This is a genomic window from Arthrobacter sp. MDT2-34-1 (genome assembly GCF_059091365.1).
In genome coordinates, this window is record NZ_JBNHGO010000002.1 from 385260 (window position 1) to 411591 (window position 26332).

A 26332-nucleotide genomic window follows, 5' to 3' on the forward strand; every position below is an offset into this window, starting at 1 on the left:
ATGCTGCGCGGAATGAGTACGGTCAGCTATTACACCCCGGACCTGCCGGCGGCGGTCGAGTGGTACTCCGACCTGCTGGGGAAGAAGCCCTACTTTGAGCAGCCGGGCTATGCGGAGTTCCGGGTCGGCGACTACGAGCACGAGCTGGGGCTGATCGACACCATGCACGCTCCGCCCGGACACGCTATCGACCCCGGCGGCGCGATCCTCTACTGGCATGTGGACGACGTGCGGGCCGTGCGGCAGCGCCTGCTGGACAAGGGCGCGAAGGAGCTGGAGCCCGTCACGGAACGCGGCCACGGTTTCGTCACGGCCTCGGTGGTGGATCCGTTCGGCAACGTCCTCGGCATCATGCAGAACCCGCACTACCTGGAGATGCTGGGCTCCTCCGCTCCGGCGTCCTGACGTTAAAGCGCCGCAGCCACCGCTGCCCGGGTGGCTGGACCGCCCAGTTCACCGCCACCGTGGTGAGGGCCCAGCGGAAGCGCCGGGCAAACGCGGTTCGGCCGGCGAAGATCCGCCCGGCCGCGCCGACGCGCAGCCGCCGGTCGAACCTGATCCGCGCCCACGGAGCCAGTTGGAAGCTCAGGTCCAGGTCGTCGTGGATGTCCTGCCGGTCGCGGTGGACGCCCGCCATGGCCCGCTCCCAGGCAGACCGTCGCATGGCGAAGTTCGACCCCCACACCGGGGTGGCCGCCATCGCGAGGCCGGCGCCGAGCCGGTAGCCGGAGCCGTACGCGGCGCTGGCCAGCCAAGCCACCGGCCGCCGCAGGTCGTAAAACCGGCCCGGGCCGGTCAGCGCGTCCAGGCAGGGATCGGCGTCGAAGGCGGCACCGATCCGTGCCAGCCAGTCGGCGGGAGGACGGGTGTCGGCGTCGCAGCGGACGATCACCGCGGCGGCGGCATCGAACGCCGGGACGGCCGCGAAACCGGCAGCGGGGGCGGCGAGGCTGGGAGCGGCGGCGGGGGTGTCGAAGCGGGCGGCAGCATCAAACCCCGCGGCGGCGGCGTCGTAGCCCGCAGCCGATGCCGCCGGGATGCCGGGACGGCGTTCGACGACGACGCGCGCCCCGGCGGCCCGTGCCACCTGGGCCGAGGAATCGGTGCAGTTGTTGTCTACGACGATGACCTCGAAGGCGGCACGGGTCTGCCGCCCCAACAGCGCGAGGCAGTCGGCGAGCGCCGCGGCGTCGTCGAGCACCGGGATCACCACGGTCATGATGGTGTGATGCCGGCCCTCCGTCGGACGGGCCTCCGCGGACCCGTTGTCGCCCCGGGGTTTCACCGGGCTCCCGCGTACCAGATCAGCAGTATGGTGACCAGGAAACCGACCGCATAGTTCAGCCACAGGAACCGTTTCCACCCCGCGTTCGCGGCGGCCGAGCCCGCGTCGTCGATCCGGGCGAAGCGCAGCACGTTGGCCAGGTACGGCAGGGCCAGGAGCCCGCCCAGCGGGCCCGGCCAATCGGTGGCCAGCATCAGCAGTCCGGCAGCGGCATAGGCGGCGGCGGAGACCAGCACGGTGTTGCGTGCGCCCAGCACGGTGCCGATCGACCCGAGCCCGGCCTCACGGTCCGGGACCACGTCCTGCACCGCCCCGAAGGCATGGCTGGCCACGCCCCACAGGAAGTACGCGGCCAGCAGCGCCCACAACCCCGGGGTGAACACCGCGCCGGCCAGAACCAGCCCGTAGATAGCGGGCGAGACGAAGTGCGTGCTGGAGGTCAGGGAGTCCAGGAACGGCCTTTCCTTGAACCGCAGCCCCGGCGCGCTGTAAGCGTAGACCGCGGCCAGCGAGACCAGCAGCACCAGGTTGGACGCCACGCTGCCCGCGACCGCCAGGACCGCGATGAACGGCACCGTGGCCACGGCGCTTGCCTGCAGGATCGCGCGGTGTCGGGCCCTGTCCACCACCGCTCCCTCGGCCCCACCCTTGCGCGGGTTGAGCAGGTCCGATTCGTAGTCGAAGACGTCGTTAATGCCGTACATCGCCAGGTTGTACGGGACCAGGAAGAAGATGGTGCCCACCACCAGCAGCCAGTCGACGCCGCCGGAGGCCAGCAGGTATCCGGCGGCGAAGGGGTAGGCGGTGTTGACCCAGGACACCGGCCGAGAGGTGATGACCAGTTCACGAATCACGACGGTTCCCCTCCCCCGTCGGCTCGGCCGGCCCTCTCATCCGCACGACGGCGGCGCGGGCCCGTGAGCATCAGCCACACCGCGGGCAGCAGCAGCGCCGCACCCAACGGATAGGCAAAGTCCTCGACCGGCGCCAGGCCGATCCGTAGTCCGGCCAGGGCGTGGCCGCCGTAGTCGAACAGCCCGGAGGCGATCATGACGTTGTCGAACACGGCGGTGAGCACCCACAGCGCCGCGACGGACAGGCCGGCCGCCGCGACTGCCCCGCGGGGCACCCGCCGGGCCAGAACCGCGCCCACTGCCGCCACCACCGCGACGCCGAGGAAGACCGCATTCAGCTCCAGGAAACTCACGCCGCACCACCCCCGGCCGGCGCGCCGTCGTCGCGGCCGGCCAGCTGCGGCCTGGCCGCGCGGGCCGCCCGCCGGTGCCGGCCCCATGCCAGCAGCCCGGTGAACAGGATCATGGTTTGGTAGCAGAGGAAAGCCAGGAAGAACGCCTCCTCCAGCGGCAACTCCGGGCCCAGCATCAGGCCGGTCATCAACGGCGAGTCGCGGTGCACAAAGATTCCGAGCGCGATCGCCCAGACGTCCCAGGCCAGGAAGTACGCCAGTCCGATGGCCAGGGTGACGGCCGCCGCGACCGGCCGGGCGAAGAAGAACAGCCTGTAGCGTGCGTCCAGCAAGGCCATGCAGCCCAGCAGCGCCACCAGCACGGCCAGGTAGATCATGCGCTCCTCCCCGCACTGTCCGACGACGGCGCGGGGCCGGGCGCCGCCGGGTCCGGTTCCGGCAGTGCGCCGGGCGTCCCGATCCCCTGCACGGCCTTGAGCACCAGTTCGGCACTGATCAGGCACATGGGCACGCCGATGCCCGGCCGGACCGAGCTGCCGGCGTAGTGCAGCCCGTCCACCCGGCGGCTCCGGTTGCCCGGGCGCAGGAAGGCGCTCTGCCGCAGGGTGTGCGCCGGACCCAGCGCGCTGCCGCGCCACGCGTTGAAGCCGTCCGAGAAGTCCGCCGGGCCGTAGGTGCGCCGGACGGCGATCCGGCCGCACAGGTCAGTCGCGCCAGCCCAGGCGGCCAGCTGGTCGATGGCGGCATCCGCGACTGCTTCCACGGCGGCCGCCCCGGACCCGTCGTCACCGCCCGAGCCCCAGGCCGGCTCAGCCGGGGCGGGAACCAGGATGAACACGTTCTCGTCCCCGGCGGGCGCCGCCCCGGCGTCGGTGGCGCTGGGCTTGCACACGTAGATGGACGTCTCCCGAGCCAGCGCGCACCCGGAGCGGATGCGGCCGAAGTTCTCCTTCCAGTCCCGGGTGAAGAGCAGGTTGTGGTGGGCCAGCTGCGGCAGCGGCCCGCGCACGCCCAGGCAGACCAGCACGGCGCTGGGACCGGGGTCGCGGCGGCGCCATACCCGTTCCGGGTGGCTGCGCAGGTGCGCCGGCAGCAGCGCGGTCTCCACGTGATGCAGATCCGCCGCGGCGACGACGACGCCCGCCGCCGTCCGGTGTTCGGCGCCGGCGGCATCCGACCAGACCACCGCCTCGCAGCGGGCCTTCGCGCCGGACCGCCCGGTGACGATCCGCCGGGCCGTGGCACGGGTTTCGATCCGGACGCCGGCCTCCCGCGCCAGCCGCTCCATCGCATCGACCAGGGCGGCGAACCCGCCCATCGGGTAGTACACGCCGTCGTCCAGATCCAGGTGGCTCATCAGGTGGTACATCGCCGGCGCCCGGTACGGGCTGGTGCCCAGGAACACCGCCGGGTAGCCCAACAGCTGGTGCAGCCGCGGGTCCGTGAACCGTTCGCGGACGTAACGGTCCAGGCTCCAGCCCAGCAGCTTGGCCAGCCGGGGTGCCCGGCGCAGCACCTGCGGGTGGGCCAGGCCGCGCAGGCTGGCGAAATCGTCGTATAGGAAGTGCTCCTTGGCCAGCCGGTACGTTTCCGCTGCCTCGTCCAGGTAGCGGTGCAGCGCCGGCCCGGACCCCGGTTGCAGGCCTTCGAACAGATCCGCCACGATTTCGCGGCCCGAGCGGACCTCCGTGGCCGCCGGATACCCCTCGAACCAGATCCGGTAACCGGGGTCCAGCCGCACCAACTCCAGCTGCTCTGCTGCGCTGGTGCCCATCAGTTTGAACCAGTGGTCGATCACCTCCGGCATCAGGTACCAGGACGGGCCGGTGTCGAAGCGGAAGCCGTCGCGCTCGTGCCGTCCGGCCCGGCCGCCGAGGACGGAACGCTGCTCCAGCAGGGTGACGCGGTGCCCCGCCCGGGCCAGCAGCCCGGCCGTTGCCAGTCCGGAGACCCCGCCACCGATGACCACGACCGGATGGCCCGAGCCGCCGGCCTGCGGCGCCGCACCCGCTGCCCGTCGGCGGGCGGTCAGCCTGGTCTTGAACGAGGCGGTGCCCATCAGGCGGCGCTCCTTCCGCGCAGCCGCTGGCGGGCCAGGATCCGCAGGGCGATCGCGGCCTTCTGCGGCGTGCCGACGCGCACCCGGCGGGAAAGCAGCTCCTCCGCCGGTATCCGTTCCAGCCGGTCGACGAGCGCGCTGAACAAGGCATGGGCCAGTTCGACGGCGGTGCAGGCACCGGGCGGGAGCAGCGCAATGCCCCGCCCGGCGGCAGCGAGGTCCGCCCGGATCTCGGCCACCAGCGCGTGCTTCCGTTGCTCGTCCCACGCCTCGGCGCCCGTCTGCGGGAAGTAGCTGCGGCCCAGCTGATCCCGGTCGGCGGCGAGGTCGCGCAGGAAGTTGACTTTTTGGAAGGCGGAGCCCAGCCGGCGGGCGGCGGCGGCGAGCTCGTCGCCCCGGCCGGGCATCGCGCCGGGCATGGTTTGGAACACCCGCAGGCACATCAGGCCCACCACCTCGGCGGAGCCGTAGATGTAGTCCGCCAACGAATCTGCGGTGTGTTCGGGCACCGTGATGTCCGCGCGCATCGAGGCGAAAAACGGCCGGGTCAGGTCGACGCCGATGCCGCACGCGCGGGCGGTCCCGGCGAACGCGTGCACCACCATGTTGGTGCTGTAACCGGTCAGCAGCGCGGTCTCCGTCTCGTGTTCCAGCCTGTTCAGCTGGTCGCGCACGGCCACGGCGTCGAGCCCGGCCTCGGCAGCCGCTCCGTCCACCGCTTCGTCGGCCACCCGGACCAGCGCATAGATGTTGGCGATGTGCCGGCGTTCCTCCGGACCGAGCAGCCGGCACGCCAAGCCGAAGGAGGTGGAATAGCGGGCAATCACGACGCCGGCGCTGCGGCCGGCGGCGTCGGTGTACCGGAGCAGTGGGTTCGGTTCCATGGCCGCTAGTTCCCCCTCGTCAGCACCTGGTTGCAGACCCGCGCCAGTTCGCTCCACGCGCCGGCATTCAGGGGCAGGAGGCGGGACTCCTCGAGCGCTTCGTCCACCAGGATGCGGGCGAGCCGCATCGCCCGCGCGTCGGCGCCGCAGTCCGTGAGCGCCGCGCGGACCTCGCCGACCCCCGCCTCGCCGCGGCGAAACGCGGCCAGCAGGTCATCGAACCCTTCCGCCTCCGCCGCATACGCGGTCAGCACGGTGCGTTTGCCTTCACGCAGGTCGGATTCGGCGGACTTCCCGGTGGTGCCGGGCTCCCCGAAGGTCCCGAGAACGTCGTCCACGATCTGATAGGCCAGCCCGATGCGGCGGCCGACCGCGGCGAGTGCCTCGGCCGGGTGTCGGTCGGCGCCGGCCAACAGCGCCCCGGCTTTCAGCGGCGCCTCAAAGGAGTAGGCCGCCGTCTTCAAACGTTCCATGCCGAGGACGTCGCCCAGGCCGGGGCTTTCCGTCGCCGCCGACAGCAGGACATCATCCAGTTCGCCCGCGGCCGAGGCGAACACGGCGTCGTGGACCGTTTCCATCAGGACGTCGGCGCACGGCAGCCCGGCGCCGGAGCTGCCGGCCATCCGCAGGGCACTGGTCAGCAGGAGGTCGCCGGCAATGATCGACGCCGCGTGGCCCAGGTGCTCGGCCTCGGGCCCGGGCAGCCCCTGACCTCTGGCGTCGTCCCGGTAACGGGCACCGATGGTCGGCAGGCCGCGGCGGACGAAGTCCCTGTCGATGACGTCGTCGTGCATCACCAGGGCGGTGTGCAGCAGCTCGAACGCCGCACCCAGCCGGGCGCAGCGGCGCGGATCCTCGCCGCCGAAGGACCGGTACGCGAGCTGAACCATCCTGGGCCGCAGCCGCTTGCCGCCGCCCAGCGCAGCCTCAATGCGGTCCCACAGCACGGGAAAAGTACGCGAGAGCTTGCCGGCCCGGCTGCGGTTCCCTGCTGTGAAACGCTGAAGCTCCGCTTCGACGAGGGGGCCTACCCGCCGCCAGCCACAAGGATCCGACGCTGCCTCGGCGGCCGCGCGGCTTTCGGCGTTCAGAGTCATGACTGACCTTCTCCCCAAGGTTGGGAGCGCGCAGGCTGCCCCCGTCACTTCTGCACTTCGTTGTTCCATAGTGTGCGTCACCGGGGCCCGGTGCGCGACCATTGCCCGCAATTGGCGGGGTCAGGATCCCCAAGTAGCCGGCCGGTTTGGCGGGGCCCGGCGCCGATATCCGGCAAAGGCTTGCCAGCGGCGGCCCCATCATGGAACGTAGTAAGCACACTTAGTATCGTTGGGGTATATCGTCCGGACCCCGACGTCACGTGAGGCCGGTCAGGCTTCCTCACCCTAAGGAACAAACCATGACACCGACACCGCAACAGCCGGTCACCGACGACAGCATCAAGGTCCGCCAGCTCAGCCACTATCAGTTCACCTGGGTAGCCGGCGAGCCGGGGGCCCGCGGGACCTGGACCCTGCAACTGGTCCTGGACCAGGGCGCGTGGGAAGAGGTGCTGACGCTGGACGCCGACGACGCCGACAACCTCCAGGACCTCCTCTCCACCGCGGAGACCGTGTACTACGACATCGCCCGCCGCACGCTGATGTTCGGCACCACCAAGGCCGGCCACCACTAGCCACGGGCGGCGGTGGAACCAGCCGGGCGCTAAACCGTCAACGGTTTCCGCGGCGGGGGCTGTGCTGAGATGCTGGTGGCGTGACAACAATCTCGACCGAACCGCCCCGGACCGCGCTGAGCTGGAAACTGGTGCCGGCGCTGCTCCTCTCGGCGTCCGGCGTGCTGCTTTTTGCCGTCGAGAATGGCCCCCTCGGCTACGGCCTGCTCGCGCTGAGCGTGGCCACGGCGGCGCTGGTTGACCGGGAGTTTGCGCGGCATCTTGCGCTGATCGCGGCCGGGATGCTGATCATCAGCCTGGTGCCCCTGAACGCGGACCTGAGCCTCGGGCACATGACCCTGATGGGCGGCGCCCTCGCGTTGGCCGTCCTGGTGCCGTGGCTGGTGTCGAGGTTTGTCTACCGGGAGAAGATCATCAGGTTTCCGGTGAACACGGGCCGCAAATGGCCGTTGTCCGCCAAGCTGTACCTCATCGGCGTCGTGGCACTCGGCTACTTCATCCTGCCGGTGTACCTGGTCAGCACGGGCGTTTACCAAAACTGGCCTGATGCCTCCGACCCCACGATCTTCTGGCGGCTCTTTCTCGGCGTGAACGCCGTTGGCATCTGGGACGAACTGTTCTTCATCTGCACCACGTTCACACTGCTGCGCCGGCATTTTCCCGACTGGCTCGCCAACCTCCTGCAGGCCGTCGTGTTCTCGTCCTTCCTGTGGGAGATCGGCTACCAGGCGTGGGGGCCGCTGCTGACCTTCCCGTTCGCGCTGCTGCAGGGCTACACGTTCAAGCTGACGAAGTCGTTCACCTACGTGGTATCCGTGCACCTGATCTTCGACTTCGTGTTGTTCCTGGCGCTCGTGCACGCGCACAACCGCGACTGGCTGCCGATCTTCCTGTACTGACCCTGCTGCTCCCGCGCACACCAGGACGCAGAGGGGCCCCCGGCACGTGGGACGCGAAGTGGCCCCCGGCACGCAGGACACAAAGGGGCCCGGCGGCACCCCTGTGCGGGGTGCCGCCGGGCCCTGGATGCGGCGAGGCGCGCCGGAGGGCGCCGCCGGCCTACTTGGTCTTCTTGGCCGCGCCCTTTTCGGTCCTGGCGCCTTCGGTCGCGAGTTCACCGGCGCTGTTTTCCAGGTGTGCGCGCATGAACCACTGGAAGAGCTCCAGCTCGGCGGTCTGGCCGATCAGCATGTCCTCGGTGACCGGATCGATCTCGCCGACGGTTTCGATGGCCTCGCGGTGGTCGGAGATCACGCCGTTGTACACGACGTCCAGGGCGGCCAGGTGCTCGGCGGTCCCGGCTCGGTGGATGTCGTAGTCGTCCCAGCTGCGCTCCTTGACCAGGGCGCCGGGCAAGCCGTTCGGCGAGACGCCCAGGGTGGCGATGCGCTCGGCGGTCTCGTCGATCATCGCGCGGACCTTTTCGATCTGCGGGTCCAGCATTTCGTGGACGCCGATGAAGTCGCGGCCCACCACGTTCCAATGTGCGTGCTTGAGCGTCAGCTGCAGGTCGTTGAGGGCGTGAAGCCGCATCTGCAAGAGGTCGGCGACCTTGACACCCTCTTCAAGTTCGAGCCCCGGTACGGTGTAGCTTGCCTTCGATCGGTTCGTTTCCGCCATGAGAAACCTCCTTGTGTAGGTGCTGCCGCTTGTCGGCGTGCTGCTATTCCCAACCTAGCCATGGCCGGCGGTTTCGTCCCGTCGGCGGCGCGTCCGTCAGCCAAGGGCGAAATTCAGCACCCTTACTAATCTCCCGGGGCTCCCCTGGCAATGAACCGTATGACGACGGCGGAGAGCAGCACCACCGCGGCGCAGATGCCGGCCGCAATCGCGGTGCCTTCGTCCACCAGCCCGCCGTCCAGGCGCCCGACGGCGATCCAGGCCAGGCCCCAGGCGGTGGCCAGCGCAGGCGCGAGCCGGCCGCGGCTGTACAGGGCGGTTCCGACGCCCACCGCCGCCGCGACGGCAAGCACGATGGAGGACAGCAAGGTGACCGGCAGCCCCAGGCCGTCCAGCCCGGACGCGGCGAGGACGGCGGAGGTGTTGGCGACCGTGGCCACGGTGACCCAGCCCAGGTACAGCCCGAACGTGCCGTCGGTGATCAGGGTGTCCAGCCACGCGCCGGACGTCGACCAGACCAGCAGCACGAGGATGCGCGCCAGCACCGCCAGCAGGACGACGATCACCGTGAGGCTGAACACCAACAGGCCGGCCTGCACCACCCAGATCCAGGCAGCGTTCAGGAGCATGGCCGCCACCGCCCAGGGACGCAGGGCCGCGTGTCGTTCCGACTGCCGCTGGGCCGGCAGCAGTTGCCACACCGCGTAGGCCAGCAGGCCCAGGTAAATGAGCGACCAGATGCGGAAGGCGGCCGAGGCCGGGGCCAGCGGCGTCGAGTCCTCATTCAGCCAACCCCCTGCCGCCTCCTGGATCGGCGTGCCCATGAGCGCCCCGCTGCCCCAAAAGGCGGCAACGATCGCCGCCAGGGAACTGGCCAACACCAGGATCGGCACGGCCGGCCCGGTCCTCGTCTCCGTTTGCTGCATGGTTCCTCCGGCTGTCGACGGATGTTCGGGTGCGCTGCGGGACCTTCCTGTCGTTACCGGAGGGGACGGCTAGGTGTCGAGGGTGCCGCGGACAATGCTGACGCTGGAGTGCTCCGGGTTTCCGTCCAGCGGTTCGTCCGAGACGTCGACGATGGGGAACTTCGACAGGTCCAGCCCGTCCGGGATGGCGAACCTGCCGGTGTCCGAGTCCATCACGCCGAGGCTGACCAGGGCGGACAAATCCGGTGCTATCAGCCACACCTCCTGGTATCCCTGCGCCTCGTTCTCGCTCAGCCTGATCTCGAGTTCCCTGGTGCCGTTGGCTTCCACTACCCGGGCCGTTCCGGTGGCCGCGTATGTCTCCAGCGGTTCCAACTGCGCCTGCGCCAGCGTGGCGGCGTTGCGGGTGACGCCCCAGGAGATGCCGATGGCGGCGACGATCGCCACCGCGGCCGCCGCGGCCAGCCAGGCGGGCAGGTGCCGGGAGGACACGCGCCGGGAGGACGGAGGCCCGGCGGGGAGGCGCCGGGCAGCCTTGGGCTTGGCAGATACCCCCCGGGATGAGGCGGTCCGGGCCGGCCGGCGCCCGGCCGGCGCTGTTTCCGTACGACCCTGCAATGGGTCCGCGGCCAGTTCGGGGGAAAGCGCGAGTTCCCGGTGAATGGTTTCCCACACCGCCGGGCCGGGCGGCTCCAGGGTTGGTTCGGGGTTGGCCCTCACCGTCTCCACCGCCCGCCGCAGCGCTTGGTACTCCTCCGCGCACTGGCTGCAGCGGCGCAGATGGTCCCTGTCCGATTGGTTGCCGACGGTGTCGTCCAGCGCCAGCAGGCTGATCAGTTCCGGTTCAAGATGCTGCATGGTCGACCTCCAATCGGCTCCTCAGGTGGTGCAAACTGCGATGAATATGGCTCTTGACGGTACCAACGGGAAGGTCCAGCCGGTGGGAAATCTGCTCGTGGGTCAGATCCTCGTAGAACGCCAGGCGCATGATGGAGCCCTTGGGTTCGCCCAGCCGTTCCAGCTCATCGTCCAGCAGCAGGCGGTCTGCGAGGACCTCCGGCGACTGGGAGTCCCGGGCGAATTCGGGGTCGGGCATGACCGCCGAAACGGCCCGCAGTTTGTGCTGCTCGCGGGCGGCGGAGGAATAGGCATCGGCGATGGCGCGGCGGGTGATCCCCACGATCCATGCGGGCAACCGGCCGAGCGCGGGATCGAATCCTTCCCGCGATCGCCACGCCCGGATGAATACTTCCTGGGTGATATCGTCCGCCGCAGACTTGTCTTGCAGGGCCCTGGAGGCCAGCGTGTGGACGAGCGGGGCCAGGTGCCGGTAGGCATCGGCGATGGCAGCCTCCTCACCCGCCGCGAAGGCTGCGTCGATGTTCGTGTCCCACGCTTCGAAAGGATGAGGTACCAAGCCTGCGTCCTTCCGGTTGGTCGGAGGAAACGCCACGCGAACAGTTGTTGCGGGACCGGAAAAGTCAGTCGGGAACTGCCGTGACAACCACATTGTGGCTGTAATCCTCTCGCGCGTCCAGCCATTGGCCACCGCAGGTGACCAGCTTGAGCAGCGGTTGTCCATCGCGGCGGAAGATGCCGTTTCCGTCGTAATCGTCCTTGTCCATCAGCGCCACCTCGGCGACACGGTAGGTCACGGGACCGGCGGCAGCCCGTTCCACCGTGATGCGGGTGCCCTGCTCCAGCTGCCTCAGTTCGGAGAAGGGAGCCAGGCCCGCCAAGGTGTCAACGTGGGCCGCTATGACCGCGGTCCCCGTCCGGTCGCCCGGCGCGGCACCGTAGCGGTACCAACCCGCCTGCTCCACCGACTCGGGGATCTCCATGGCGTTGCCCGTTGTGACGCCGACGTCGACGACGCTCACATCGATTGACGTGCCGGCCACGAGCAGCCGGGTGGGCGGCGTCTCCTGATTGGCGGCGGTCAGTGGCGCGGCCAGCCGCACCGGAATGTCGGCGGGGTCGGGGATCTTGTCGACCGCCGGGACCGCGGTTTCGCCTGGCCCTGCGGGGTTTCCAACAGCTGCCGGGGAGGCCGCCGGAACCAGTTGCCGGCCCGCGGCCGGCTGCATCGGTCCGGCGCAGCCGGTAGCGGCGATCAAGACGCTGCAGCACAGGAGCCCTGCGCGGGTGCCCATCGTCGTCGTCGGTACGGTTGTCATGATTCTTTCCTCGAGGGACTGCAGGTGCGGAAGCAATGGTTGCCGGTGCGGAGCGGTGGAAGCCGGCGGCGCCCCGGGCTGGCGCCGCCGGCTTCTTTTCGGACCCGTCGCAGTTAGTCGGTGGTGCGAACCGCTTGCCTGCGACGGGCGACTGCGCCGGTGCCGAGGAGCAGCACCACTGCTCCGCCGGCAACCGCGGCGATGGTGTAGTCCGGGCCGGCCTCCGCCGCCGCGCCCGACATGCCGCCCGGCACTGCGCCCGGTGCCGAATGCATCCCTTCGATGTTCTGCACCGCAAGAGCCAGGTTGCCGTCATCCAAGCTGCCCCAGGCATAGACGACCGTGTGGGTGCCCTCCGCCACCGGCACGTCGGCCGGCCCGATCACCGGTTCGGTGGTGCCTGCCGCGGCCACCGCCGCGGAGATGGTGCCCGGGTCGAGGGTGAGGGTCTGTTCGTTCGGGTTGGACAGGCCCTGGATCACCGGGGATCCGCCGGCCAGCACATCGACGGCGGGGGCGGCGGCCGTGTGGCGCACGGTGAGCTTGCCCTTGCCGGGCTCGATGGCGGAGACGTCGTTGGTAAAAAGGTTGGCAGTGGGGTTGCCCTCGGCGTCCAGGTTGGCCACGGCCGTGTAGTTGCCGCCGCCTTCCAGTTGCACATCCACCGGGCCGATGGCGGGGCTGTCGGCGTTCTCGGCGTCCGAGGCGGTGATGGCCAGCGAGTACGCGCCGGCGGGCAGTGCCAGCGGACCGGCCAGGTCGCCGGGAGCGAAGTCATCCAGCGTCCGTTCGCCGTTCACCCACACGTCCACGGTCAAATCGGGGACGCCGTGCAGGACCGAGAGCTGGGCTTCCTGTTCGGCCGCCTGGGCGGGACTTGCCGCGCCGAGTGCCAGAAGCCCCAGGGCTGAAACCGTAACGATGCTCTTGCGCATTTTGTTCTCCTTCAACGGCCCGGGTGCTCCGGGCTGATCGGTGCTTACACCCCTACTACTGTCCGGGCGGGGTATTTGGATGCACTTTCATGGAAATTTTTTTGGCGGCGTCTCTCCCCTCGGGATGCGCCCCGCCGTCGTACTTCCCCCGGTTGAGTGGAGAGCGGCCGGAGACGCTAAGTTTTTCCTATGGCTACGGAAGATCGCGTTAACGAACATTCAAAGGGCCGGACCGAGACCTTCGAGGAGAAGCTGGACCGGAATTGGAACGAGCTGCTGCAGGAGCTGCGGGTGATGCAGACCGGCGCGCAGATCATCACCGCGTTCCTGATGACGCTTCCGTTCCAGAGCCGCTTCAGCGATCTGGCCCCGTACCAGGTGAGCCTGTACATCGCGCTGCTGGTGCTCGCGGCGCTAATGACCGGCGTGATCCTCACGCCGGTGGCGATCCACCGCCAGCTGTTCGGGCTGCACCTCAAAGACGCGACCGTGGCGCACGGGCACCGGATCGTGAGGGTCGCCGTGCTGGGCATCGGGCTGCTGGCCACCGGTTGTGTGGCGTTCATCGTGGACGTGATCGCCGGGGACGTCCCTGCCCTGGCGGTGGGCGGCGGCGTGCTGGTGGCAATGTTCTTCCTGCTGTGGATCCTGCCGTACCTGCTGCAGCGCGGGCTGCGCGACGCAGAGCCGCGCTCCGGGGACTGACCGTCCGGCGCTTTCCGGGCCCTTGACCCCGTGACACGGCCCGGCGCGGGTGGAAGCATGGCGTCATGGCCACTCCACCGGAACCGACGCCGCAGCTGGTGCTGGTCACCGGCGCCACCGGCTACATTGGCGGGCGGCTGGTTCCGCGGCTGCTGGCCCGCGGCTACGCCGTGCGCGTCCTGGTCCGCTCACCGGGCAAGCTTGCGGCCGTTCCGTGGCACGACGACGTGGACATTGTTGCCGGGGACCTCGCCGACGCCGACGACGCCAAGCTGGCCTGCGCCGGTGTGCAGACGGTGTTCTACCTGGTGCACTCCATGGCCTCCGGGACCGACTTTGAAGGGCGCGAACTGGCGATAGCGCGCACGGTCGCGGCCGCTGCGGCCGCGGCCGGGGCGCAACGGATCGTCTATCTGGGCGGGCTGCATCCGGAGAACGTCGAGCTGTCCCGCCACATGCGTTCGCGGGCCGCCGTGGGCCGGACGCTGCTCGACGGCGAGGTGCCGGCGGCGGTCTTCCAGGCCGGCGTCGTGATCGGCTCCGGTTCCGCCTCCTTCGAGATGATCCGGCATCTGGCCGAAAACCTGCCGGTCATGCCGGCGCCCAGCTGGGTGCGGCGCACCGTGGAGCCGATAGCCATCAGCGATGTGCTGCACTACCTGGAACGGGCGCCGGAGCTGCCGGCCGGGCTGAACCGCACCTTCGACATCGGCTCGCGGGAACGGATCACCTACGCGGGACTGATGTACGGGTACGCGCGCGAGGCCGGGCTGGCGCGGCGGCTGATTTATGCCCTGCCGATTCCGGCTCCCGCGCTGGCCGGCTGGTGGGTGGCGCTGACGACCCCGATCCCGCACGCCATGGCCGTGCCGTTGGTGCAGTCCCTCCAGCACGACGCCGTCTCCGCGGAACACGACATCGACCGCTACATCCCGCCGCCCGAGGGCGGACTGACCGGGTACCGCCGCGCGGTGCAGTTGGCGCTGGGCAAGATGGCCAGCGGCGAGGTGGAAACCAGCTGGACCAACGCCTCCAACAGCCCGCCGTCGGACCCGCTGCCCAGCGACCCTGAATGGGCGGGCCGCACCGTCTTCGTGGACGCGCGGGAACGCGGCTCCGCCGTCGCCGCCGAAGACGTCTGGCGTGTGATCCAGGGGATCGGCGGGGACAGCGGCTGGTACTCGTGGCCCGCGGCCTGGGCCATCCGGGGCGTGCTGGACAAACTGGTGGGCGGCGCCGGGCTCAACCGCGGCCGGCGGCATGCCGACCGGCTCAGCGTGGGCGACGCCGTTGACTGGTGGCGGGTGGAGGCCATCGAGGACGCGCCCGAGCGCCGGCTGCTGCGGCTGCACGCCGAGATGAAGGTGCCGGGCCAGGCCTGGCTGGAACTGTCGGTGGTCCCCGCGGACGGCGGCAGCGTCTACCGGCAGCGCGCCATCTACTTCCCCACCGGGCTCTCCGGCAAGCTCTACTGGTGGCTGGTGCTCCCGTTCCACGGGCTGATCTTCCCCTCCATGGCCCGCAACATCATCCGCCGGGCATCCGCGCTCGGGGTGGGGGGCGAGGCGACCGCCGCGGACGCGGCCGCCGTACGCAACGCTGCCGGGCTGGGGGCCGCCGGACTCGGGGCTGCCGGTGACGCGACAACCGGAAGGAGTGCCCACCATGACAAAGCGACCTGACGACGTGCCCGCCGAAAAGTACCGGCGCCCCGAGGGCCTCGACGATGCCACCCTTGAGGCCCTGGGCAAGATCTCGGAGGCGCTGGAAGCGGTGGAACACGCCCGCGGCCTGCTGTACGGCTTTCACCGGCTCACCGGTACGGCCGACTTGGCGCTGGGCGAGGCGGTGGAGCTGCTGCGCAAGGCCGGACACCGGCAACTGGCCGAGCGCGTCGACCGGGAGATCGTGGGCCGCAACGTCATCGAGGGACATTGGACGTTCCAGATCATCGACGAGTACGACGAGATCTACTACGGCCCCTTCAAGGAGCTGGAGCGGCAGGCACGTGAAACGCTTGCCGGCGGCCGCAAGCACCTGTTCGAAGCCGCCATGAAAGAGGACCGGCGAACCCACGGGCTCCGAAACCACGAGGCAACCGCCCCGGGCCAGCGGGACGCCGGCACCTGATCGCGGCCGGCACGATTCCGCCCCGGCTTCCAGCGGACAGCCTTCAAGCCACGACGTGCGCCGCCTCTCTGGCCGCTAGGCCTCCGGGTACACAACCGCCAGCGGCAGCCGGCCGCAGTCCAGCACGGCGAGCTCCACGTCGATGTACCGGTCGCCGCGGGGCCGCACCGTCCGGGGGCGGGGCAGACCGGCTCGGCTTCCCGGATCGCCGGCGCTCCCTGTCGCCGGACCGGTCGCCGGGACGGCACCCGGCGCCAGCAGCGTGCCGGCGGCCAGCTGGGCGTCGGCGGAAACCACCACCCGGCCGGCACGATTGACCAGGGCCGCGGCCGGGTGCAGGTTCTTCAGCGCCGGCAGCAGCAGCGGTTCCAGCGATTCGACAAAGACGTCGGCGCCCGCCACGCCGACGCGCCGGTCCCCCACCGAGACCGGGACCGTCATGGTCATGGTGTATTCGTCGGTGCAGAGGAAGTCCACGTAGGGTCCGGTGACATGCGGCAGGCCGGTCTCCATCGGCCGGGTGAACCACTCACGCCGCATGTAGGCGTCGGAGGCCGATGCCAGGGCGGGCAAGACCAGCCGCTCCATGCTTTCGCCCTGCCACCACGCCATGTGCCAGGAAGCGTCGGCCACGGCGTGGGCGGCGGCCACAAAGCCGGCGCCGACCACGGGCCATTCCTCCCTCCCCACCAGCTCAGCGACCAGCGGCTGCATGGTCGCGGTCACCTGCTTGCCGCCCGGCGGCCGGGCCGGATCCTCAAACAACCCGGCCAAGGCGGGCACCCACGCGTTGACTTCGGCCAGGATGTCTTCGAAGAATCCGGTGACCTCGGCGAGCGGATCCGCCGCACGTGCCGATGCCGGTTGGGCCATGGAGTTCATCCCGTCCTCCTTTGGGCGGTAGCGGGGGTCGGGCCGGCGGGCCGGTCGGTCAGCCGGGCATGTTCATCGATCAGCGCCGCCAATCCGGTCTGGATTTGTTCGGTCACTGTTGTGCGCGCCGTCGCGGCATCGGCTGCGGCAACCGCGTCGGCAATGCGGTCGCACATCTGCACCATCGTGGCGTCGAACTCTGCGTCCTCGTGCAGCACCGACAACAACGGACCAAAGTCCTTATAGAGCCGGACGAATTCACGCGTCAGCCGCGCCGACTGGCTCAAGGCTGCCAACTCCAGCAGGAAATCGCCGACGACGGCCCCGCCGGTGCCTGTTGAACGGGAAGCATGCAGGATCCGGCGCAGCATTTCGGCGTCGTCGGGATCGGCAAAATCCGCCGCCAGTTCGGCGGCGGTCGCCGCAATGGCACGGTAATGGATAGCCAGGTCGCGCAGCTCCACCCGGCTCATCCGGCCCAGGCGCTCGCGGACCAGTTCAGCACGCCGTCCGGTGGGGACGGTGACGAAGGTGCCTCCGTCGCGGCCCCGCCGGGTGGCCACCAGCCCGCGGGACCGGAGGCCCACCAAGGCTTCCCGGGCCGTCACCGTAGCCACGCCCATGGAGGAAGCCAGCTCGGCCTCGCTGGGCAGCCGGTCGCCGTCGGCCAGCACACCCGCGGCAATCCCTTCCAGGATCCGGTCCTCCACGCGCTGCGCCTTGCCGCCCTCGCCCAGCGGGGCGAAGACCGCGGCGAGCAAGCGCTGGCGTGGCGGTGAATCCTTGGGCATGCGTCGATCCTTCCAGACGGACCGCCCGCAGGACGGCAGGACGCGGCGGAGCGTCCTGCGGCCGGAACGGGCCCGTAACAAGAAATCTACACGATGTGACCCGCTTTACATTTAACCTCTGGTTTCATATGTTAACGCAAGACGATGTAGTCCACGCCACATCAGCCCTCTTGAAAGGACCCAGCCGTGCAAGCCACAGCCACCTCCGCAACCACCGCGCCGGACAGCACGGGGGCCTCCGCCACGCCTGCCATCTCCCTGCAGCAGGTCGCGAAGACCTTCGGCGACTTCACCGCCGTCAAAGGTTTGGACCTGGACATCCGCCAGGGCGAGTTCTTCTCCTTGCTGGGCCCCTCCGGCTCCGGAAAGACCACCGTGCTGCGAATGATCGCCGGCTTCGAACTCCCCACCTCCGGCCGCATCGATCTGGCCGGTCGCGACGTCACCCGCAAGGCGCCGTTCGAGCGCGACGTCAACACCGTGTTCCAGGACTACGCGCTCTTTCCGCACCTGAGCGTGGCGCAGAACGTGGAGTACGGGCTCAAGCTGCGCAAGACGCCCCGGAGCGAGCGCCGCAGGCTGGTGACCGAGGCGCTGGAGATGATCCGCCTGCCCCGGGTGGCCGACCGGCTGCCCTCGCAGCTCTCCGGAGGTCAGCGCCAGCGTGTTGCCCTGGCCCGGGCACTGGTCCTGCGCCCGCAGGTGCTGCTGCTGGACGAGCCCCTCGGCGCGCTGGACAAGCAGCTGCGCGAACAGATGCAGGTGGAGCTGAAGCAAATCCAGCGCGAGGTGGGCATCACGTTCGTCTTCGTGACCCACGACCAGGAAGAAGCGCTCACGCTCTCGGACCGGGTCGCCGTCTTCAACGAAGGCGTGGTGGAGCAGGTGGGCACGCCCGAGGACCTGTACGAGCGCCCCGGCAGCCGGTTCGTCGCCTCCTTCCTGGGCAACACCAACCTGGTGGAGGGCGCCTTGGCCAAACAGCTCACCGGCTCCGACGCCCTGCTGAGCATCCGGCCGGAGCGCATCCACATCCGCCGCCTGGACGAGCCGGCGGAAGCAGCCGGGCTGTCCACCGTGGAAGCGGTGATCGAGGAGGTCATTTACACCGGCCCCTCCACCCGCTACGTGGCGCGCACCGCCGTCGGGCAGACCCTGATTGTCCAGGAGCCGAACGATGCCCGCGCCTCCGGCGCCCAGCGCGGCGACCGGGTCCGGCTGCAGTGGTCTTCCCGCTTCAACTACACCGTCTAGTCCCGCACCAACTACCTCACTACGCACCCTGAAGGAAAGGTACTCCATGAAGATCACCAAGGCACTGCCGCTGGCGGCACTCGCCTCGCTTTCGCTGGTCCTGGCCGGCTGCGGGGGCTCCGCTCCCGCCTCGTCCGCCGGCGGCGGCATCCAGGTCCCTGACATCCCGGCCGCCACCGAGGTGGGCGAGTCCGAGGGCGAAGTCAACATCATCGCCTGGGCCGGCTTCGTCGAGGACGGCTCCACCAACCCCGACGCCGACTGGGTCACCGAGTTCGAAAAAGAGACCCAGTGCAAGGTCAACCGCAAGGTCGGCGCCACCAGCGACGAGATGGTCCAGCTGATGCGCACCGGCGAGTACGACCTGGTCTCGGCCTCCGGCGATGCCTCGCTGCGCCTCATTGCCGGCGGCGACGTGGCCCCGATCAACACCGACCTGATCCCGAACTTCGGCCACATCGTGGACGGCCTGAAGGGCCAGATCTACGACACGCTCAACGGCAAGACCTACGGCGTTCCCATCGGCCGCGGCGCCAACGTCCTCATGTACAACACCGAGGCGGTGCCCGAAGCCCCTGACTCGTGGGAAGCCACCTGGGACCCGAACAGCGAGTACGCCGGCGAGATCATGGCCTACGATTCGCCGATCTTCATCGCCGACGCGGCCCTCTACCTGATGGCCACCCAGCCGGACCTGGGGATCACCAACCCCTACGCGCTGGATAAGGAGCAGCTGGCCGCGGCGGTGGAACTGCTCAAAACCCAGAACGGCATTGCCGGCGAGTACTGGAACGACGCGCTCAAGGCCGTCTCCTCCATCTCCTCCGGGACCGCGTCCCTGGGCACCGGCTGGCAGGTCATCGTGAACATCGCCCAGGCCGACGGCGGGAAGGTTGAGTCCGTGCTGCCGAAGGAAGGCGCCACCGGCTGGTCCGACACGTGGATGCTCTCCGCGCAGTCCAAGAACCCCAATTGCGCCTACCAGTGGATGGACTGGGCCTCCTCCGCCGAGGTGAACGCAAAGATGGCCCAGAACTTCGGCATGGCCCCGGCCAACGCGCTGGCGTGCGAAGGCTCCAAGGAGAACGAGGAGCACTGCGCCACCTACCACGCCACGGACGAGGAGTACTACAAGCAGGTGTGGATGTGGACCACCCCGGTGGAACAGTGCATTGACGGCCGCACCGACGCCACGTGCACCAACTACCAGGAGTGGACCAAGGCCTGGACCGAGGTCAAGGGCTAGTCCCTCCCTCCAGCACCCTCCCCATGGCAGGGGCGCGGCGCGCGGTGAGCACCGCCGTCGTGCCCCTGCTGTGGAGGCATTCCCCCAGCACGACGGCGGTGTCCCCGCCGACCGTGCACACGCATCCTGATCAGCACCGCATCTGAAGGAGGAACGGCGGGCAGGCCCGCCGGAAACCACCATGGCAGCACCAACGATCGAACCGGAGGCCGCAGCCCGCAGCGCCTCGGCGCCGGGCAGCGAGCGCAGCGGACTGGGCGACCGGATCTCCCGACTGCTCTACGCCCGGCCCAAACTGCGGCTGACCGCGCTCCTGACCCTGCCGTTGGCCTGGCTCGGCGTGCTGTACATCGGATCGCTGATCCTGTTGTTCATCACCGCTTTCTGGACCACCGACTCCTTCACCTCCAAGGTGATCCCCGCGTTCACCGTGGAGAACTTCGTGGAGATCCTCACCGTGCCGGCCTACCAGCTCACCGCGCTGCGGACCATCGGCATCGCGCTGGCCGTGACCGTGCTGTGCGCCGCGTTGGCGCTGCCGCTGGGACTGTACATGGCCAAGGTCGCCTCGCCGCGGATGCGCGCGGTTCTGGCCATCGGCATCACGCTGCCGCTGTGGGCCGGCTACCTGGTGAAGGTGTTCTCCTGGCGCATCACGTTCTCCAGCGGCGGCCCGCTGGACTGGCTGCTGGCCCCGCTGGGCATGACCGGGCCGGGCTACGGCACCGCGGCGCTGGTGGTCACGCTGGCTTACCTGTGGTTCCCGTACATGGCGGTGCCGGTGTACTCGGCCTTCCGCCAGATCCCGGACAACCTGTTCGACGCTTCCTCCGATTTGGGCGCGAAGGCTTGGTCCACAGTGCGCACGGTGGCAGTCCCGCTGTTGAAGCCGGCGTTCATTGCCGGGTCCATCTTCACCTTCTCGCTGAGCCTGGGCGACTACATCGCGGCGCAGTTCGTCGGCGGGAAAACGCAGGTGATCGGCACGGTGATCGCCTCCAACATCAACCTCAATCCGCCGTTGGCCGCCGCGTTCGGCACTGTGCCCATCCTGGTGGTTGTCCTGTACCTCTTCCTGGCCCGCAAGTCCGGCGCCCTCAAGCAGCTTTAGGAACTTCACCGATGAGACTCTCCTCTTCCGCCAAGGTCACCCTGCGCCTGTTCGCCGGGCTGGTGATGGCCGCCATCTACCTGCCGCTGCTACTGGTGATCGTCAACTCCTTCAACGCCACCACCTCCGGCGCGTTTCCCATCACCGAATTCACCACCCGCTGGTGGGAGGCCGCCTTCCGCAACGAGGGCGTGCGGGAGGCGCTCTGGACCTCGCTGCGTGTGGCCACGGTAGCCACCATAATTGCGCTGCTGCTGGGCAGCATGATCGCGTTCGCGCTCTCCCGGTACGACTTCTTCGGGAAGAATACGGTCAACCTGCTGGTGGTGCTGCCCATCGCGCTGCCGGGCATTGTCACCGGCGTGGCGCTGAACAACACGTTCAAGACGGTGCTGGAACCGCTGGGCATCGGCCTCGGGCTGTTCTCGGTGATCGTGGGCCACGCGACGTTCTGCATCGTGATGGTGTTCAACAACGTGCAGGCCAGGCTGGGCCGGATGAACAAGGGCCTGGAAGAGGCCGCCATGGACATGGGCGCCAACGTGGTCAAGACCTTCTTCCAGGTCACGTTCCCGGGTTTCCGCTCGGCGTTCGTAGCCGGCGGCCTCCTGGCCTTCGCGTTGAGCTTCGACGAGATCGTGGTGACCACCTTCACGGCCCCGCCCGGAACCGAGACCCTGCCCATCTGGATCTTCAACAACATGGCCCGGCCCAACCAGGCGCCGGTGGTTAACGTGATCGCTGCCGTGCTGATCATCGTGTCGATGATCCCGGTCTACCTGAGCCAGCGGATGACCGGAGACGACAAGAAGTAGTAAAGGCTCGACGGCGCGGGTTCCCGGTTTCCGGGGCCCGCGCCGTTCGTCTAGCTGCCCGCGGCCGGTTGTGCCGCAACGGATGCGGCCAGGCCCAGTTCGTCCTCACCGAGGTCCGCGAAGTAGGACTCGACGGCGGCACGGTCCACCTCCGCGAGCGTGGCCGGGTTCCAGCGCGGATTGCGGTCCTTGTCTATCACCTGGGCGCGGACGCCCTCGGCGAAGTCCGGAGCGGCGACCAGCCGGATGCCCAGGCGGTAGTCCTGGTCGAGCACCTCCTCCAGCGTGTCCATCCTGCCCGCCCGGCGGAGTGCCTCGAGCGCGAGCTTCACGGCGGTGGGCGATTTCAGGGCGATCTCCTCGGCGGCGGCGCGCGCGGCCGGGACCGGCGAGTGACGCAGGGCGGCGAGGATCTGCTCGGCGTCGTCGTAGGCGTAGCACTCGTCGATCCAGTGGCGTTCCTTTTCCAGGTCCGACGCCGGGACGTCCGTGTGGGAGAAGGCCGCCATGGCTTCGATGGCCGGGGCTTCGGCGAGCGCTGCCGCCAGGGCCGGGAGCTCCGCGCTGTCCACGAAGTAGTCGGCCAAGCCCATCACGATGGCGTCGGCTCCGGTCCCGGTGCCCGCGGTCAGCGCGAGGTGGGTGCCGAGCTCCCCCGGTGCCCGCGAGTACAGGAAGCAGCCCCCGACGTCGGGAATGAACCCGATCCGGGTCTCCGGCATGCCGATCTTGGTCCGCTCGGTCACCACCCGGTAGGAGGCGTGTGCCGACACTCCGACGCCGCCGCCGAGCACCACGCCGTCCATGAACGCGACGATCGGCTTCGGGTAGCGGGAGATTAGCGAGTTCATCCGGTACTCGTCTTCCCAGAAGAGCTGGTCGCCGCCGTCCTTCATGTGCCGGTAGATGGCCACGATGTCGCCGCCGGCGCACAGTCCCCGTTCACCGGCGCCGGAAATCAGGACGGTCTCGACGGCGTCGTCCTCGGCCCACTCGCGGAGGGCCGCCGTGATCGACGTGATCATCGAGTCGTTGAGGGCGTTGATGGCCTTCGGGCGGTTCAGGACGATGTGGCCCAGGCGGCCGTTGCGTTGCAGCAGTATCTCGTTGGTATTCATCGCAGCACAGCCTACCCGGCGGCGGCCGCCGCGTCAGCGGGCGTCGGGCGGCCGCCGTCGTCGCATAGGAGGCGACAACGGTTGACGGCGACCGGCGGCCCGCAGCCTCTCGACGCCGCGGGGTGCGAGCCCTATCCTGCACAAATGACCCATCCCGACGCGGAACCGGGCACGCAGCCAGCATCCGGGCCTCCAGGACCGCCACCACTGCGCCGGCTGCCGGTCTGGGCTGTTGCGGGTTGCTGCCTGCTGCTGGGGGCCGGCCTGATGGTCCTGGGACTCGCCGCGGGAGGCGCGGTGCCGCCGCCCCTGCCGGGTCTGCCCTCGGCGGGAGCAGCGACCGCTTGGGGGCTTCCGGCGGCCGCGCTGCTGGCCACCGTCGGTATGGTCCTGGCTGTCGGCTTCGCCTGCGCGGCGCTGCTTGCCCTCCCCGCGGGAAGCCAAGAGCTGTCGGCTGCCGGCCGAAGGCTGGCCGTCGTGGCGGCCGCGCTAGGAGCCGCCGCTGTGCCCGCCGTGTTGGTCCGCTTGTGGTTTACCGGGAGCGAACTGCTCGGCGTGCCCGTCACCCAACTGGACCCCGCGGAGCAGATGCGGGTGGTCTTGGAGGTCAGGCCCGGCCGGGTCCTGCTCTTCCAGATGGTACTGACGGTCGTGGCGGCGGCGACCGCGCGGTTCTCGCGCACGGCGACCGGCGCGGGTCTGGCCCTGATTCTTCTGGTGGCAGCCCTCGCCATGCCGCCGCTGGCAGGCCACGCCTCCAGCCACGACGAACACTTCCTGGCGGTTGCCAGCCTGGGCCTTCATGTATCCGCCGCGGGCCTCTGGGCGGGCGGGTTGGCGGGCGTGGCGTACCTGGCGCTGCGGGCACCTGACGACTTCCTGCGGACCGTGCGGCGCTACAGCACGCTGGCGCTGGCCTGCGCCACGGCGGTGGCTGCCAGCGGCCTGGTCAATGCCGTGCTCCAGGTTCAGGCCCCGGCCGCGTTGGTCTCCGGCTACGGGTTCCTGGTGTTGGGCAAGGCGGCGGCGTTCGCGCTGTTGATTGTGTGCGGCTGGCTGCATCGCCGCACGACGCTGCGCGCCTTTGCTGCCCGGGAACGTGCTCCCGCCGGCCTCCCGGCCAGGGCGGATCCCGGGCTGCCGGCCGGACCCGCGCCGCTGCGGCCGTTCCTGAAGCTGGCGGCCGCCGAGCTCATGGTGATGGCGGCGGCCTACGGCCTGGCGATAGCGCTGGCCCGGACACCTCTGCCCTAGCTGGTTCCGCGGCGTGGCATGTCCACGACGGGCGGGGCAGGGACAGCCATTCCGTCAGCTCGGCGTCCGCCGGAACGAGCGTGCCCCCGGCGCGTGTCAGGGTGGATGCTGCGCGTCTCGGAGCGCTGGTTGGTTCTGCGCATCCAGTCGGCGGGGTAGACCTTGGGTAGAATCTTGGTCACGGCCAGCGCGGCATACATGACGGTGTTTATGGCAACGAAGGCCGCTAGGACCGCAAACAGTTCGGAGTGCAGGATCGGTTCGGGAAGCAGGATTCCGGCGGGCAGTATGAAGTAGGCGCCGGTCATGACCGGGCCGCCCTTGCTGCTGCCGGGCCGCGGCGCGTGACGTGCTTCCATGTGGCCTTCCGGCCCAGGGATATGTCGATGATTCCTTTGACGTAGACGATGTTTAAAAACATGTCGAAGAACAGTTCGGGCAACAGCGTGAGTGCTAGCAGGCGTGCCCGCCAGCCGCCCTTCCACACCGTGGCCGTCCGTTCCACGGCGAACAGGGCACCCATCCCGAGCCAGAATGGAAACAAGATCCAATCATCAAGTGAGAGCACCATCAGCGCGATGAGCAGCAGGTAGGAGCCCAGGGCAATGACGCCGTAGCCGATGCCCAGTTGCTGGGCCCAGTAACGAAGCGTCTGTGGGGTAACGCCGTAGGCGCCGATGTTCTCCAGGGCACCGCGCTGCCAGCGCAGGCGCTGCGCCCACAAGGTGCGCCAAGTGGGCATCAGTTCGGTGACGACCGTGCACTGCGCCGGGGAGATCGTCAGGGCGCCGAGAGACTTCAGCGCGATGGTTAGTTCGTTGTCTTCCGTCAGTGACGCCGTGTCATAGACGTCACCTGGCTCCCCTGGAATCGACCGTCCGCGCTGCAGTGCCGCCGCGCGCAGCGCAGCGGGACGAAAGAGGGAGGCGGTGCCGGTGAGCACGAACACCCGGCCGCGGCGGCGGCGCATCTCACGGGCATAACGGATGTACTCGTTGCGTTGGAACTGGCCAAGCAGCCCGTGCCCTTCCTCCCCGTTAAACAACCCGCCCACAGCCATCAGCGCGCGGTCGTCTGTGAAGCGTTGGACCGCGGCCGCCAGAAAGCCGTCATCGAGTCTCGTGTCGGCGTCCATCACCATGACGACGTCGTTGTCGCCTTGTCCCGGCAGCAGCATCTTGAGCGCCTGGTTCAGCGCTCCGGCCTTCTTTTGCGTGTTGTCCACTGTTTCGAAGACTTCGACCCCGGCTTCGGCGGCAAGTCGGACGGTGGAGTCGGTGCAGTTATCGGCGACAACGATGACTCGTTCCGGCTTGTGCGACTGGGCCAGCAGGGAAGCGATGGTTTCGGGGAGGGAAGCCTCCTCATTGTGGGCCGGAATCAACACGGTCACCGTGACTGGGCCTGCGTAGACACCGCGGGTTGCGGCCATCACCAGCCTCGGAGCCAGGGGAGTTGCCCGGTGGTCGATGGAGCGGCGCGATCTGGTCGACACGAGCCGCTCGAGCAGCGCTATGCCGGTCACAAGCAGAAGCGCCAGGGCAGCGGCCGCCAGAATCACCCGCGCGGGAGGAGCCTGCGTGTCGTAGAGGAAGCTCCAAAGCCCGAAAATAACGCCTTCGGAGGGGGAAGCGGGCGCTTCCCGATCGTTTGCGGCAACGGCGGACCAAAGCCCCGTCGCCGCGCCCGCGGCAGTCACCCCAATGACCGCGCCGACTCCCCGTTTGAACCGCCCCCGCTCCATACACCCGCTCCTGCTGGAATGAACGTCTCAGCTGAAGACTAGCGGGTACCGGTTTGGGGCCTGCAGGGTTATCCGCTGCGTTTGCTCAGGTTGTTATGTGACCCGTGGTGGCGGCTTGAACACGTCGGAGCACCCCCAAGCCGCCACCGTCGATGACCGGCAGTGCGCGAGCCCATTTGGATCTGGTTGACACTCCCCATGCTTTTGGGGCGGCCAGGGTCAGCGCGTCGTTGGTGCGGCGGGTCATGCGTGCGAACCGGCGGTTTCGGACCGGAGAGGCCTGCCCGCTCGTGCAGGTAGGAGAAGTACAGTTCCCTGGCGGTCGGCAGGATGATCAGCTGGACGGTCGTCCGGCCAGATCCGAATCGACGATGCGGGCGTCGTCAGTTCCAGCACAACTGTCCCTCCCTCTCCGATCGGATTCTACGGGGAGCGCCCGACGGAGCGTGCGACGGTCGACATGGCTGAGCGGCGCCGCCCGGAATCATCGGCGAGCAATCTCGTCCTTACCTGGCTTCGCCTAATG

At 69.2% G+C, this 26332-nt stretch carries 29 protein-coding genes; 11 read left to right on the top strand and 18 right to left on the bottom strand.

The window, feature by feature from the left end; translation table 11 throughout:
* Nucleotides 1-12 precede the first annotated feature (12 nt).
* Nucleotides 13-405: a VOC family protein gene (locus AC5RVV_RS12155; RefSeq protein ID WP_494001641.1), complete on the top strand. Its 393-nt coding sequence runs from the start codon at nt 13-15 to the stop codon at nt 403-405.
* On the opposite strand, the gene AC5RVV_RS12160 is transcribed toward AC5RVV_RS12155, so the two are convergent.
* From AC5RVV_RS12160 to AC5RVV_RS12190, 7 genes are all read right to left on the bottom strand, one after another.
* A complete protein-coding gene (locus AC5RVV_RS12160; RefSeq protein WP_494001642.1) occupies nt 350-1219 on the bottom strand; it encodes a glycosyltransferase in 870 nt (289 codons plus the stop codon). The two genes, AC5RVV_RS12155 and AC5RVV_RS12160, sit on opposite strands and share 56 nt — an antisense overlap.
* A 62-nt stretch (nt 1220-1281) precedes the next feature.
* Nucleotides 1282-2139: a prenyltransferase gene (locus tag AC5RVV_RS12165; protein ID WP_494001643.1), complete on the bottom strand. Its 858-nt coding sequence runs from the start codon at nt 2137-2139 to the stop codon at nt 1282-1284.
* Nucleotides 2136-2492 (bottom strand): lycopene cyclase domain-containing protein, encoded by a 357-nt coding sequence (locus AC5RVV_RS12170; protein WP_494001644.1) that lies wholly within the window; start codon nt 2490-2492, stop codon nt 2136-2138. The genes AC5RVV_RS12165 and AC5RVV_RS12170 overlap by 4 nt, the downstream gene beginning before the upstream one ends.
* Nucleotides 2489-2869: a lycopene cyclase domain-containing protein gene (locus tag AC5RVV_RS12175; protein WP_494001645.1), complete on the bottom strand. Its 381-nt coding sequence runs from the start codon at nt 2867-2869 to the stop codon at nt 2489-2491. The genes AC5RVV_RS12170 and AC5RVV_RS12175 overlap by 4 nt, the downstream gene beginning before the upstream one ends.
* On the bottom strand, nt 2866-4551 hold the full coding sequence (crtI, locus tag AC5RVV_RS12180) for a phytoene desaturase family protein (RefSeq protein WP_494001646.1): 1686 nt from the start codon (nt 4549-4551) through the stop codon (nt 2866-2868). The genes AC5RVV_RS12175 and crtI overlap by 4 nt, the downstream gene beginning before the upstream one ends.
* Nucleotides 4551-5435, bottom strand: coding sequence for a phytoene/squalene synthase family protein (locus AC5RVV_RS12185; protein ID WP_494001647.1), 885 nt, complete (start codon nt 5433-5435; stop codon nt 4551-4553). Before AC5RVV_RS12185 ends, crtI begins: the two co-directional genes overlap by 1 nt.
* A 5-nt stretch (nt 5436-5440) precedes the next feature.
* On the bottom strand, nt 5441-6532 hold the full coding sequence (locus tag AC5RVV_RS12190) for a polyprenyl synthetase family protein (RefSeq protein ID WP_494001648.1): 1092 nt from the start codon (nt 6530-6532) through the stop codon (nt 5441-5443).
* Nucleotides 6533-6831: 299 nt separating this feature from the next.
* Here AC5RVV_RS12190 and AC5RVV_RS12195 point away from each other — a divergent pair, with 299 nt between their 5' ends.
* Together AC5RVV_RS12195 and AC5RVV_RS12200 are read left to right on the top strand one after the other, a co-directional pair.
* Nucleotides 6832-7107 (top strand): hypothetical protein, encoded by a 276-nt coding sequence (locus tag AC5RVV_RS12195; protein WP_494001649.1) that lies wholly within the window; start codon nt 6832-6834, stop codon nt 7105-7107.
* 80 nt (nt 7108-7187) lie between these two features.
* Nucleotides 7188-8006, top strand: coding sequence for a CPBP family intramembrane glutamic endopeptidase (locus AC5RVV_RS12200; RefSeq protein WP_494001650.1), 819 nt, complete (start codon nt 7188-7190; stop codon nt 8004-8006).
* 160 nt (nt 8007-8166) lie between these two features.
* Here the strand turns inward: AC5RVV_RS12200 and AC5RVV_RS12205 are convergent, their stop codons facing one another.
* From AC5RVV_RS12205 to AC5RVV_RS12230, 6 genes are all read right to left on the bottom strand, one after another.
* Nucleotides 8167-8727: a Dps family protein gene (locus AC5RVV_RS12205; protein ID WP_494001651.1), complete on the bottom strand. Its 561-nt coding sequence runs from the start codon at nt 8725-8727 to the stop codon at nt 8167-8169.
* A gap of 125 nt (nt 8728-8852) precedes the next feature.
* The gene (locus tag AC5RVV_RS12210) at nt 8853-9653 is read right to left on the bottom strand and encodes a TspO-related membrane protein (RefSeq protein WP_494001652.1); all 801 of its coding nucleotides are present in this window, start codon (nt 9651-9653) and stop codon (nt 8853-8855) included.
* Between the two features lie 69 nt (nt 9654-9722).
* The gene (locus tag AC5RVV_RS12215; protein ID WP_494001653.1) at nt 9723-10511 is read right to left on the bottom strand and encodes an anti-sigma factor; all 789 of its coding nucleotides are present in this window, start codon (nt 10509-10511) and stop codon (nt 9723-9725) included.
* Nucleotides 10498-11070 carry an RNA polymerase sigma factor gene (locus AC5RVV_RS12220; RefSeq protein ID WP_494001654.1) on the bottom strand — a complete coding sequence of 191 codons (573 nt, stop codon included), beginning with the start codon at nt 11068-11070 and terminating at the stop codon, nt 10498-10500. Before AC5RVV_RS12220 ends, AC5RVV_RS12215 begins: the two co-directional genes overlap by 14 nt.
* Nucleotides 11071-11134: 64 nt before the next feature.
* Nucleotides 11135-11830 carry a class F sortase gene (locus AC5RVV_RS12225; protein ID WP_494001655.1) on the bottom strand — a complete coding sequence of 232 codons (696 nt, stop codon included), beginning with the start codon at nt 11828-11830 and terminating at the stop codon, nt 11135-11137.
* A 113-nt stretch (nt 11831-11943) separates the two neighbouring features.
* Nucleotides 11944-12765 carry a DUF4397 domain-containing protein gene (locus tag AC5RVV_RS12230; RefSeq protein ID WP_494001656.1) on the bottom strand — a complete coding sequence of 274 codons (822 nt, stop codon included), beginning with the start codon at nt 12763-12765 and terminating at the stop codon, nt 11944-11946.
* Between the two features lie 189 nt (nt 12766-12954).
* On the opposite strand from AC5RVV_RS12230, the gene AC5RVV_RS12235 reads away from it, so the two are divergent.
* From AC5RVV_RS12235 to AC5RVV_RS12245, 3 genes are all read left to right on the top strand, one after another.
* Nucleotides 12955-13470, top strand: coding sequence for a DUF6328 family protein (locus tag AC5RVV_RS12235; protein WP_494001657.1), 516 nt, complete (start codon nt 12955-12957; stop codon nt 13468-13470).
* Nucleotides 13471-13535: 65 nt separating this feature from the next.
* Complete coding sequence (locus AC5RVV_RS12240) at nt 13536-15152, top strand: SDR family oxidoreductase (RefSeq protein WP_494001658.1); 1617 nt, start codon at nt 13536-13538, stop codon at nt 15150-15152.
* Nucleotides 15136-15600, top strand: coding sequence for a hypothetical protein (locus AC5RVV_RS12245; RefSeq protein WP_494001659.1), 465 nt, complete (start codon nt 15136-15138; stop codon nt 15598-15600). Before AC5RVV_RS12240 ends, AC5RVV_RS12245 begins: the two co-directional genes overlap by 17 nt.
* Nucleotides 15601-15675: 75 nt before the next feature.
* On the opposite strand, the gene AC5RVV_RS12250 is transcribed toward AC5RVV_RS12245, so the two are convergent.
* Nucleotides 15676-16482, bottom strand: coding sequence for a cache domain-containing protein (locus tag AC5RVV_RS12250; protein ID WP_494001660.1), 807 nt, complete (start codon nt 16480-16482; stop codon nt 15676-15678).
* Nucleotides 16479-17264, bottom strand: coding sequence for a winged helix-turn-helix domain-containing protein (locus tag AC5RVV_RS12255; RefSeq protein WP_494001661.1), 786 nt, complete (start codon nt 17262-17264; stop codon nt 16479-16481). Before AC5RVV_RS12255 ends, AC5RVV_RS12250 begins: the two co-directional genes overlap by 4 nt.
* A gap of 186 nt (nt 17265-17450) precedes the next feature.
* Between AC5RVV_RS12255 and AC5RVV_RS12260 the strand changes: the two genes are divergently transcribed.
* From AC5RVV_RS12260 to AC5RVV_RS12275, 4 genes are all read left to right on the top strand, one after another.
* Nucleotides 17451-18518: an ABC transporter ATP-binding protein gene (locus AC5RVV_RS12260; RefSeq protein ID WP_494001662.1), complete on the top strand. Its 1068-nt coding sequence runs from the start codon at nt 17451-17453 to the stop codon at nt 18516-18518.
* A 46-nt stretch (nt 18519-18564) separates the two neighbouring features.
* A complete protein-coding gene (locus tag AC5RVV_RS12265; RefSeq protein WP_494001663.1) occupies nt 18565-19764 on the top strand; it encodes an ABC transporter substrate-binding protein in 1200 nt (399 codons plus the stop codon).
* 181 nt (nt 19765-19945) lie between these two features.
* Complete coding sequence (locus AC5RVV_RS12270; protein ID WP_494001664.1) at nt 19946-20875, top strand: ABC transporter permease; 930 nt, start codon at nt 19946-19948, stop codon at nt 20873-20875.
* 11 nt (nt 20876-20886) lie between these two features.
* Nucleotides 20887-21690 carry an ABC transporter permease gene (locus tag AC5RVV_RS12275; protein WP_494001665.1) on the top strand — a complete coding sequence of 268 codons (804 nt, stop codon included), beginning with the start codon at nt 20887-20889 and terminating at the stop codon, nt 21688-21690.
* A 50-nt stretch (nt 21691-21740) separates the two neighbouring features.
* On the opposite strand, the gene AC5RVV_RS12280 is transcribed toward AC5RVV_RS12275, so the two are convergent.
* Entirely contained in the window at nt 21741-22808 is a 1068-nt protein-coding gene (locus tag AC5RVV_RS12280; protein WP_494001666.1) for an enoyl-CoA hydratase/isomerase family protein, read from the bottom strand.
* Between the two features lie 144 nt (nt 22809-22952).
* On the opposite strand from AC5RVV_RS12280, the gene AC5RVV_RS12285 reads away from it, so the two are divergent.
* Nucleotides 22953-24062, top strand: coding sequence for a copper resistance D family protein (locus AC5RVV_RS12285; protein WP_494001667.1), 1110 nt, complete (start codon nt 22953-22955; stop codon nt 24060-24062).
* On the opposite strand, the gene AC5RVV_RS12290 is transcribed toward AC5RVV_RS12285, so the two are convergent.
* Both AC5RVV_RS12290 and AC5RVV_RS12295 read right to left on the bottom strand, forming a co-directional pair.
* Nucleotides 24059-24421 carry a hypothetical protein gene (locus tag AC5RVV_RS12290; protein WP_494001668.1) on the bottom strand — a complete coding sequence of 121 codons (363 nt, stop codon included), beginning with the start codon at nt 24419-24421 and terminating at the stop codon, nt 24059-24061. The two genes, AC5RVV_RS12285 and AC5RVV_RS12290, sit on opposite strands and share 4 nt — an antisense overlap.
* A complete protein-coding gene (locus AC5RVV_RS12295; protein ID WP_494001669.1) occupies nt 24367-25806 on the bottom strand; it encodes a glycosyltransferase family 2 protein in 1440 nt (479 codons plus the stop codon). The genes AC5RVV_RS12290 and AC5RVV_RS12295 overlap by 55 nt, the downstream gene beginning before the upstream one ends.
* Nucleotides 25807-26332 lie beyond the last annotated feature (526 nt).

What these genes read in the sequence shown, in the direction of transcription:
- AC5RVV_RS12245 (WP_494001659.1), top strand. Translation starts at nt 15,136, where the DNA reads ATGACAAAGCGACCTGACGACGTGCCCGCCGAAAAGTACCGGCGCCCC.
- AC5RVV_RS12185 (WP_494001647.1), bottom strand. Translation starts at nt 5,435, where the DNA reads ATGGAACCGAACCCACTGCTCCGGTACACCGACGCCGCCGGCCGCAGC.
- AC5RVV_RS12195 (WP_494001649.1), top strand. Translation starts at nt 6,832, where the DNA reads ATGACACCGACACCGCAACAGCCGGTCACCGACGACAGCATCAAGGTC.
- AC5RVV_RS12210 (WP_494001652.1), bottom strand. Translation starts at nt 9,653, where the DNA reads ATGCAGCAAACGGAGACGAGGACCGGGCCGGCCGTGCCGATCCTGGTG.
- AC5RVV_RS12255 (WP_494001661.1), bottom strand. Translation starts at nt 17,264, where the DNA reads ATGCCCAAGGATTCACCGCCACGCCAGCGCTTGCTCGCCGCGGTCTTC.
- AC5RVV_RS12295 (WP_494001669.1), bottom strand. Translation starts at nt 25,806, where the DNA reads ATGGAGCGGGGGCGGTTCAAACGGGGAGTCGGCGCGGTCATTGGGGTG.
- AC5RVV_RS12215 (WP_494001653.1), bottom strand. Translation starts at nt 10,511, where the DNA reads ATGCAGCATCTTGAACCGGAACTGATCAGCCTGCTGGCGCTGGACGAC.
- AC5RVV_RS12270 (WP_494001664.1), top strand. Translation starts at nt 19,946, where the DNA reads ATGGCAGCACCAACGATCGAACCGGAGGCCGCAGCCCGCAGCGCCTCG.
- crtI (WP_494001646.1), bottom strand. Translation starts at nt 4,551, where the DNA reads ATGGGCACCGCCTCGTTCAAGACCAGGCTGACCGCCCGCCGACGGGCA.
- AC5RVV_RS12240 (WP_494001658.1), top strand. Translation starts at nt 13,536, where the DNA reads ATGGCCACTCCACCGGAACCGACGCCGCAGCTGGTGCTGGTCACCGGC.
- AC5RVV_RS12250 (WP_494001660.1), bottom strand. Translation starts at nt 16,482, where the DNA reads ATGAACTCCATGGCCCAACCGGCATCGGCACGTGCGGCGGATCCGCTC.
- AC5RVV_RS12155 (WP_494001641.1), top strand. Translation starts at nt 13, where the DNA reads ATGAGTACGGTCAGCTATTACACCCCGGACCTGCCGGCGGCGGTCGAG.
- AC5RVV_RS12265 (WP_494001663.1), top strand. Translation starts at nt 18,565, where the DNA reads ATGAAGATCACCAAGGCACTGCCGCTGGCGGCACTCGCCTCGCTTTCG.
- AC5RVV_RS12160 (WP_494001642.1), bottom strand. Translation starts at nt 1,219, where the DNA reads ATGACCGTGGTGATCCCGGTGCTCGACGACGCCGCGGCGCTCGCCGAC.
- AC5RVV_RS12205 (WP_494001651.1), bottom strand. Translation starts at nt 8,727, where the DNA reads ATGGCGGAAACGAACCGATCGAAGGCAAGCTACACCGTACCGGGGCTC.
- AC5RVV_RS12280 (WP_494001666.1), bottom strand. Translation starts at nt 22,808, where the DNA reads ATGAATACCAACGAGATACTGCTGCAACGCAACGGCCGCCTGGGCCAC.
- AC5RVV_RS12285 (WP_494001667.1), top strand. Translation starts at nt 22,953, where the DNA reads ATGACCCATCCCGACGCGGAACCGGGCACGCAGCCAGCATCCGGGCCT.
- AC5RVV_RS12235 (WP_494001657.1), top strand. Translation starts at nt 12,955, where the DNA reads ATGGCTACGGAAGATCGCGTTAACGAACATTCAAAGGGCCGGACCGAG.
- AC5RVV_RS12190 (WP_494001648.1), bottom strand. Translation starts at nt 6,532, where the DNA reads ATGACTCTGAACGCCGAAAGCCGCGCGGCCGCCGAGGCAGCGTCGGAT.
- AC5RVV_RS12175 (WP_494001645.1), bottom strand. Translation starts at nt 2,869, where the DNA reads ATGATCTACCTGGCCGTGCTGGTGGCGCTGCTGGGCTGCATGGCCTTG.
- AC5RVV_RS12275 (WP_494001665.1), top strand. Translation starts at nt 20,887, where the DNA reads ATGAGACTCTCCTCTTCCGCCAAGGTCACCCTGCGCCTGTTCGCCGGG.
- AC5RVV_RS12225 (WP_494001655.1), bottom strand. Translation starts at nt 11,830, where the DNA reads ATGACAACCGTACCGACGACGACGATGGGCACCCGCGCAGGGCTCCTG.
- AC5RVV_RS12230 (WP_494001656.1), bottom strand. Translation starts at nt 12,765, where the DNA reads ATGCGCAAGAGCATCGTTACGGTTTCAGCCCTGGGGCTTCTGGCACTC.
- AC5RVV_RS12290 (WP_494001668.1), bottom strand. Translation starts at nt 24,421, where the DNA reads ATGGAAGCACGTCACGCGCCGCGGCCCGGCAGCAGCAAGGGCGGCCCG.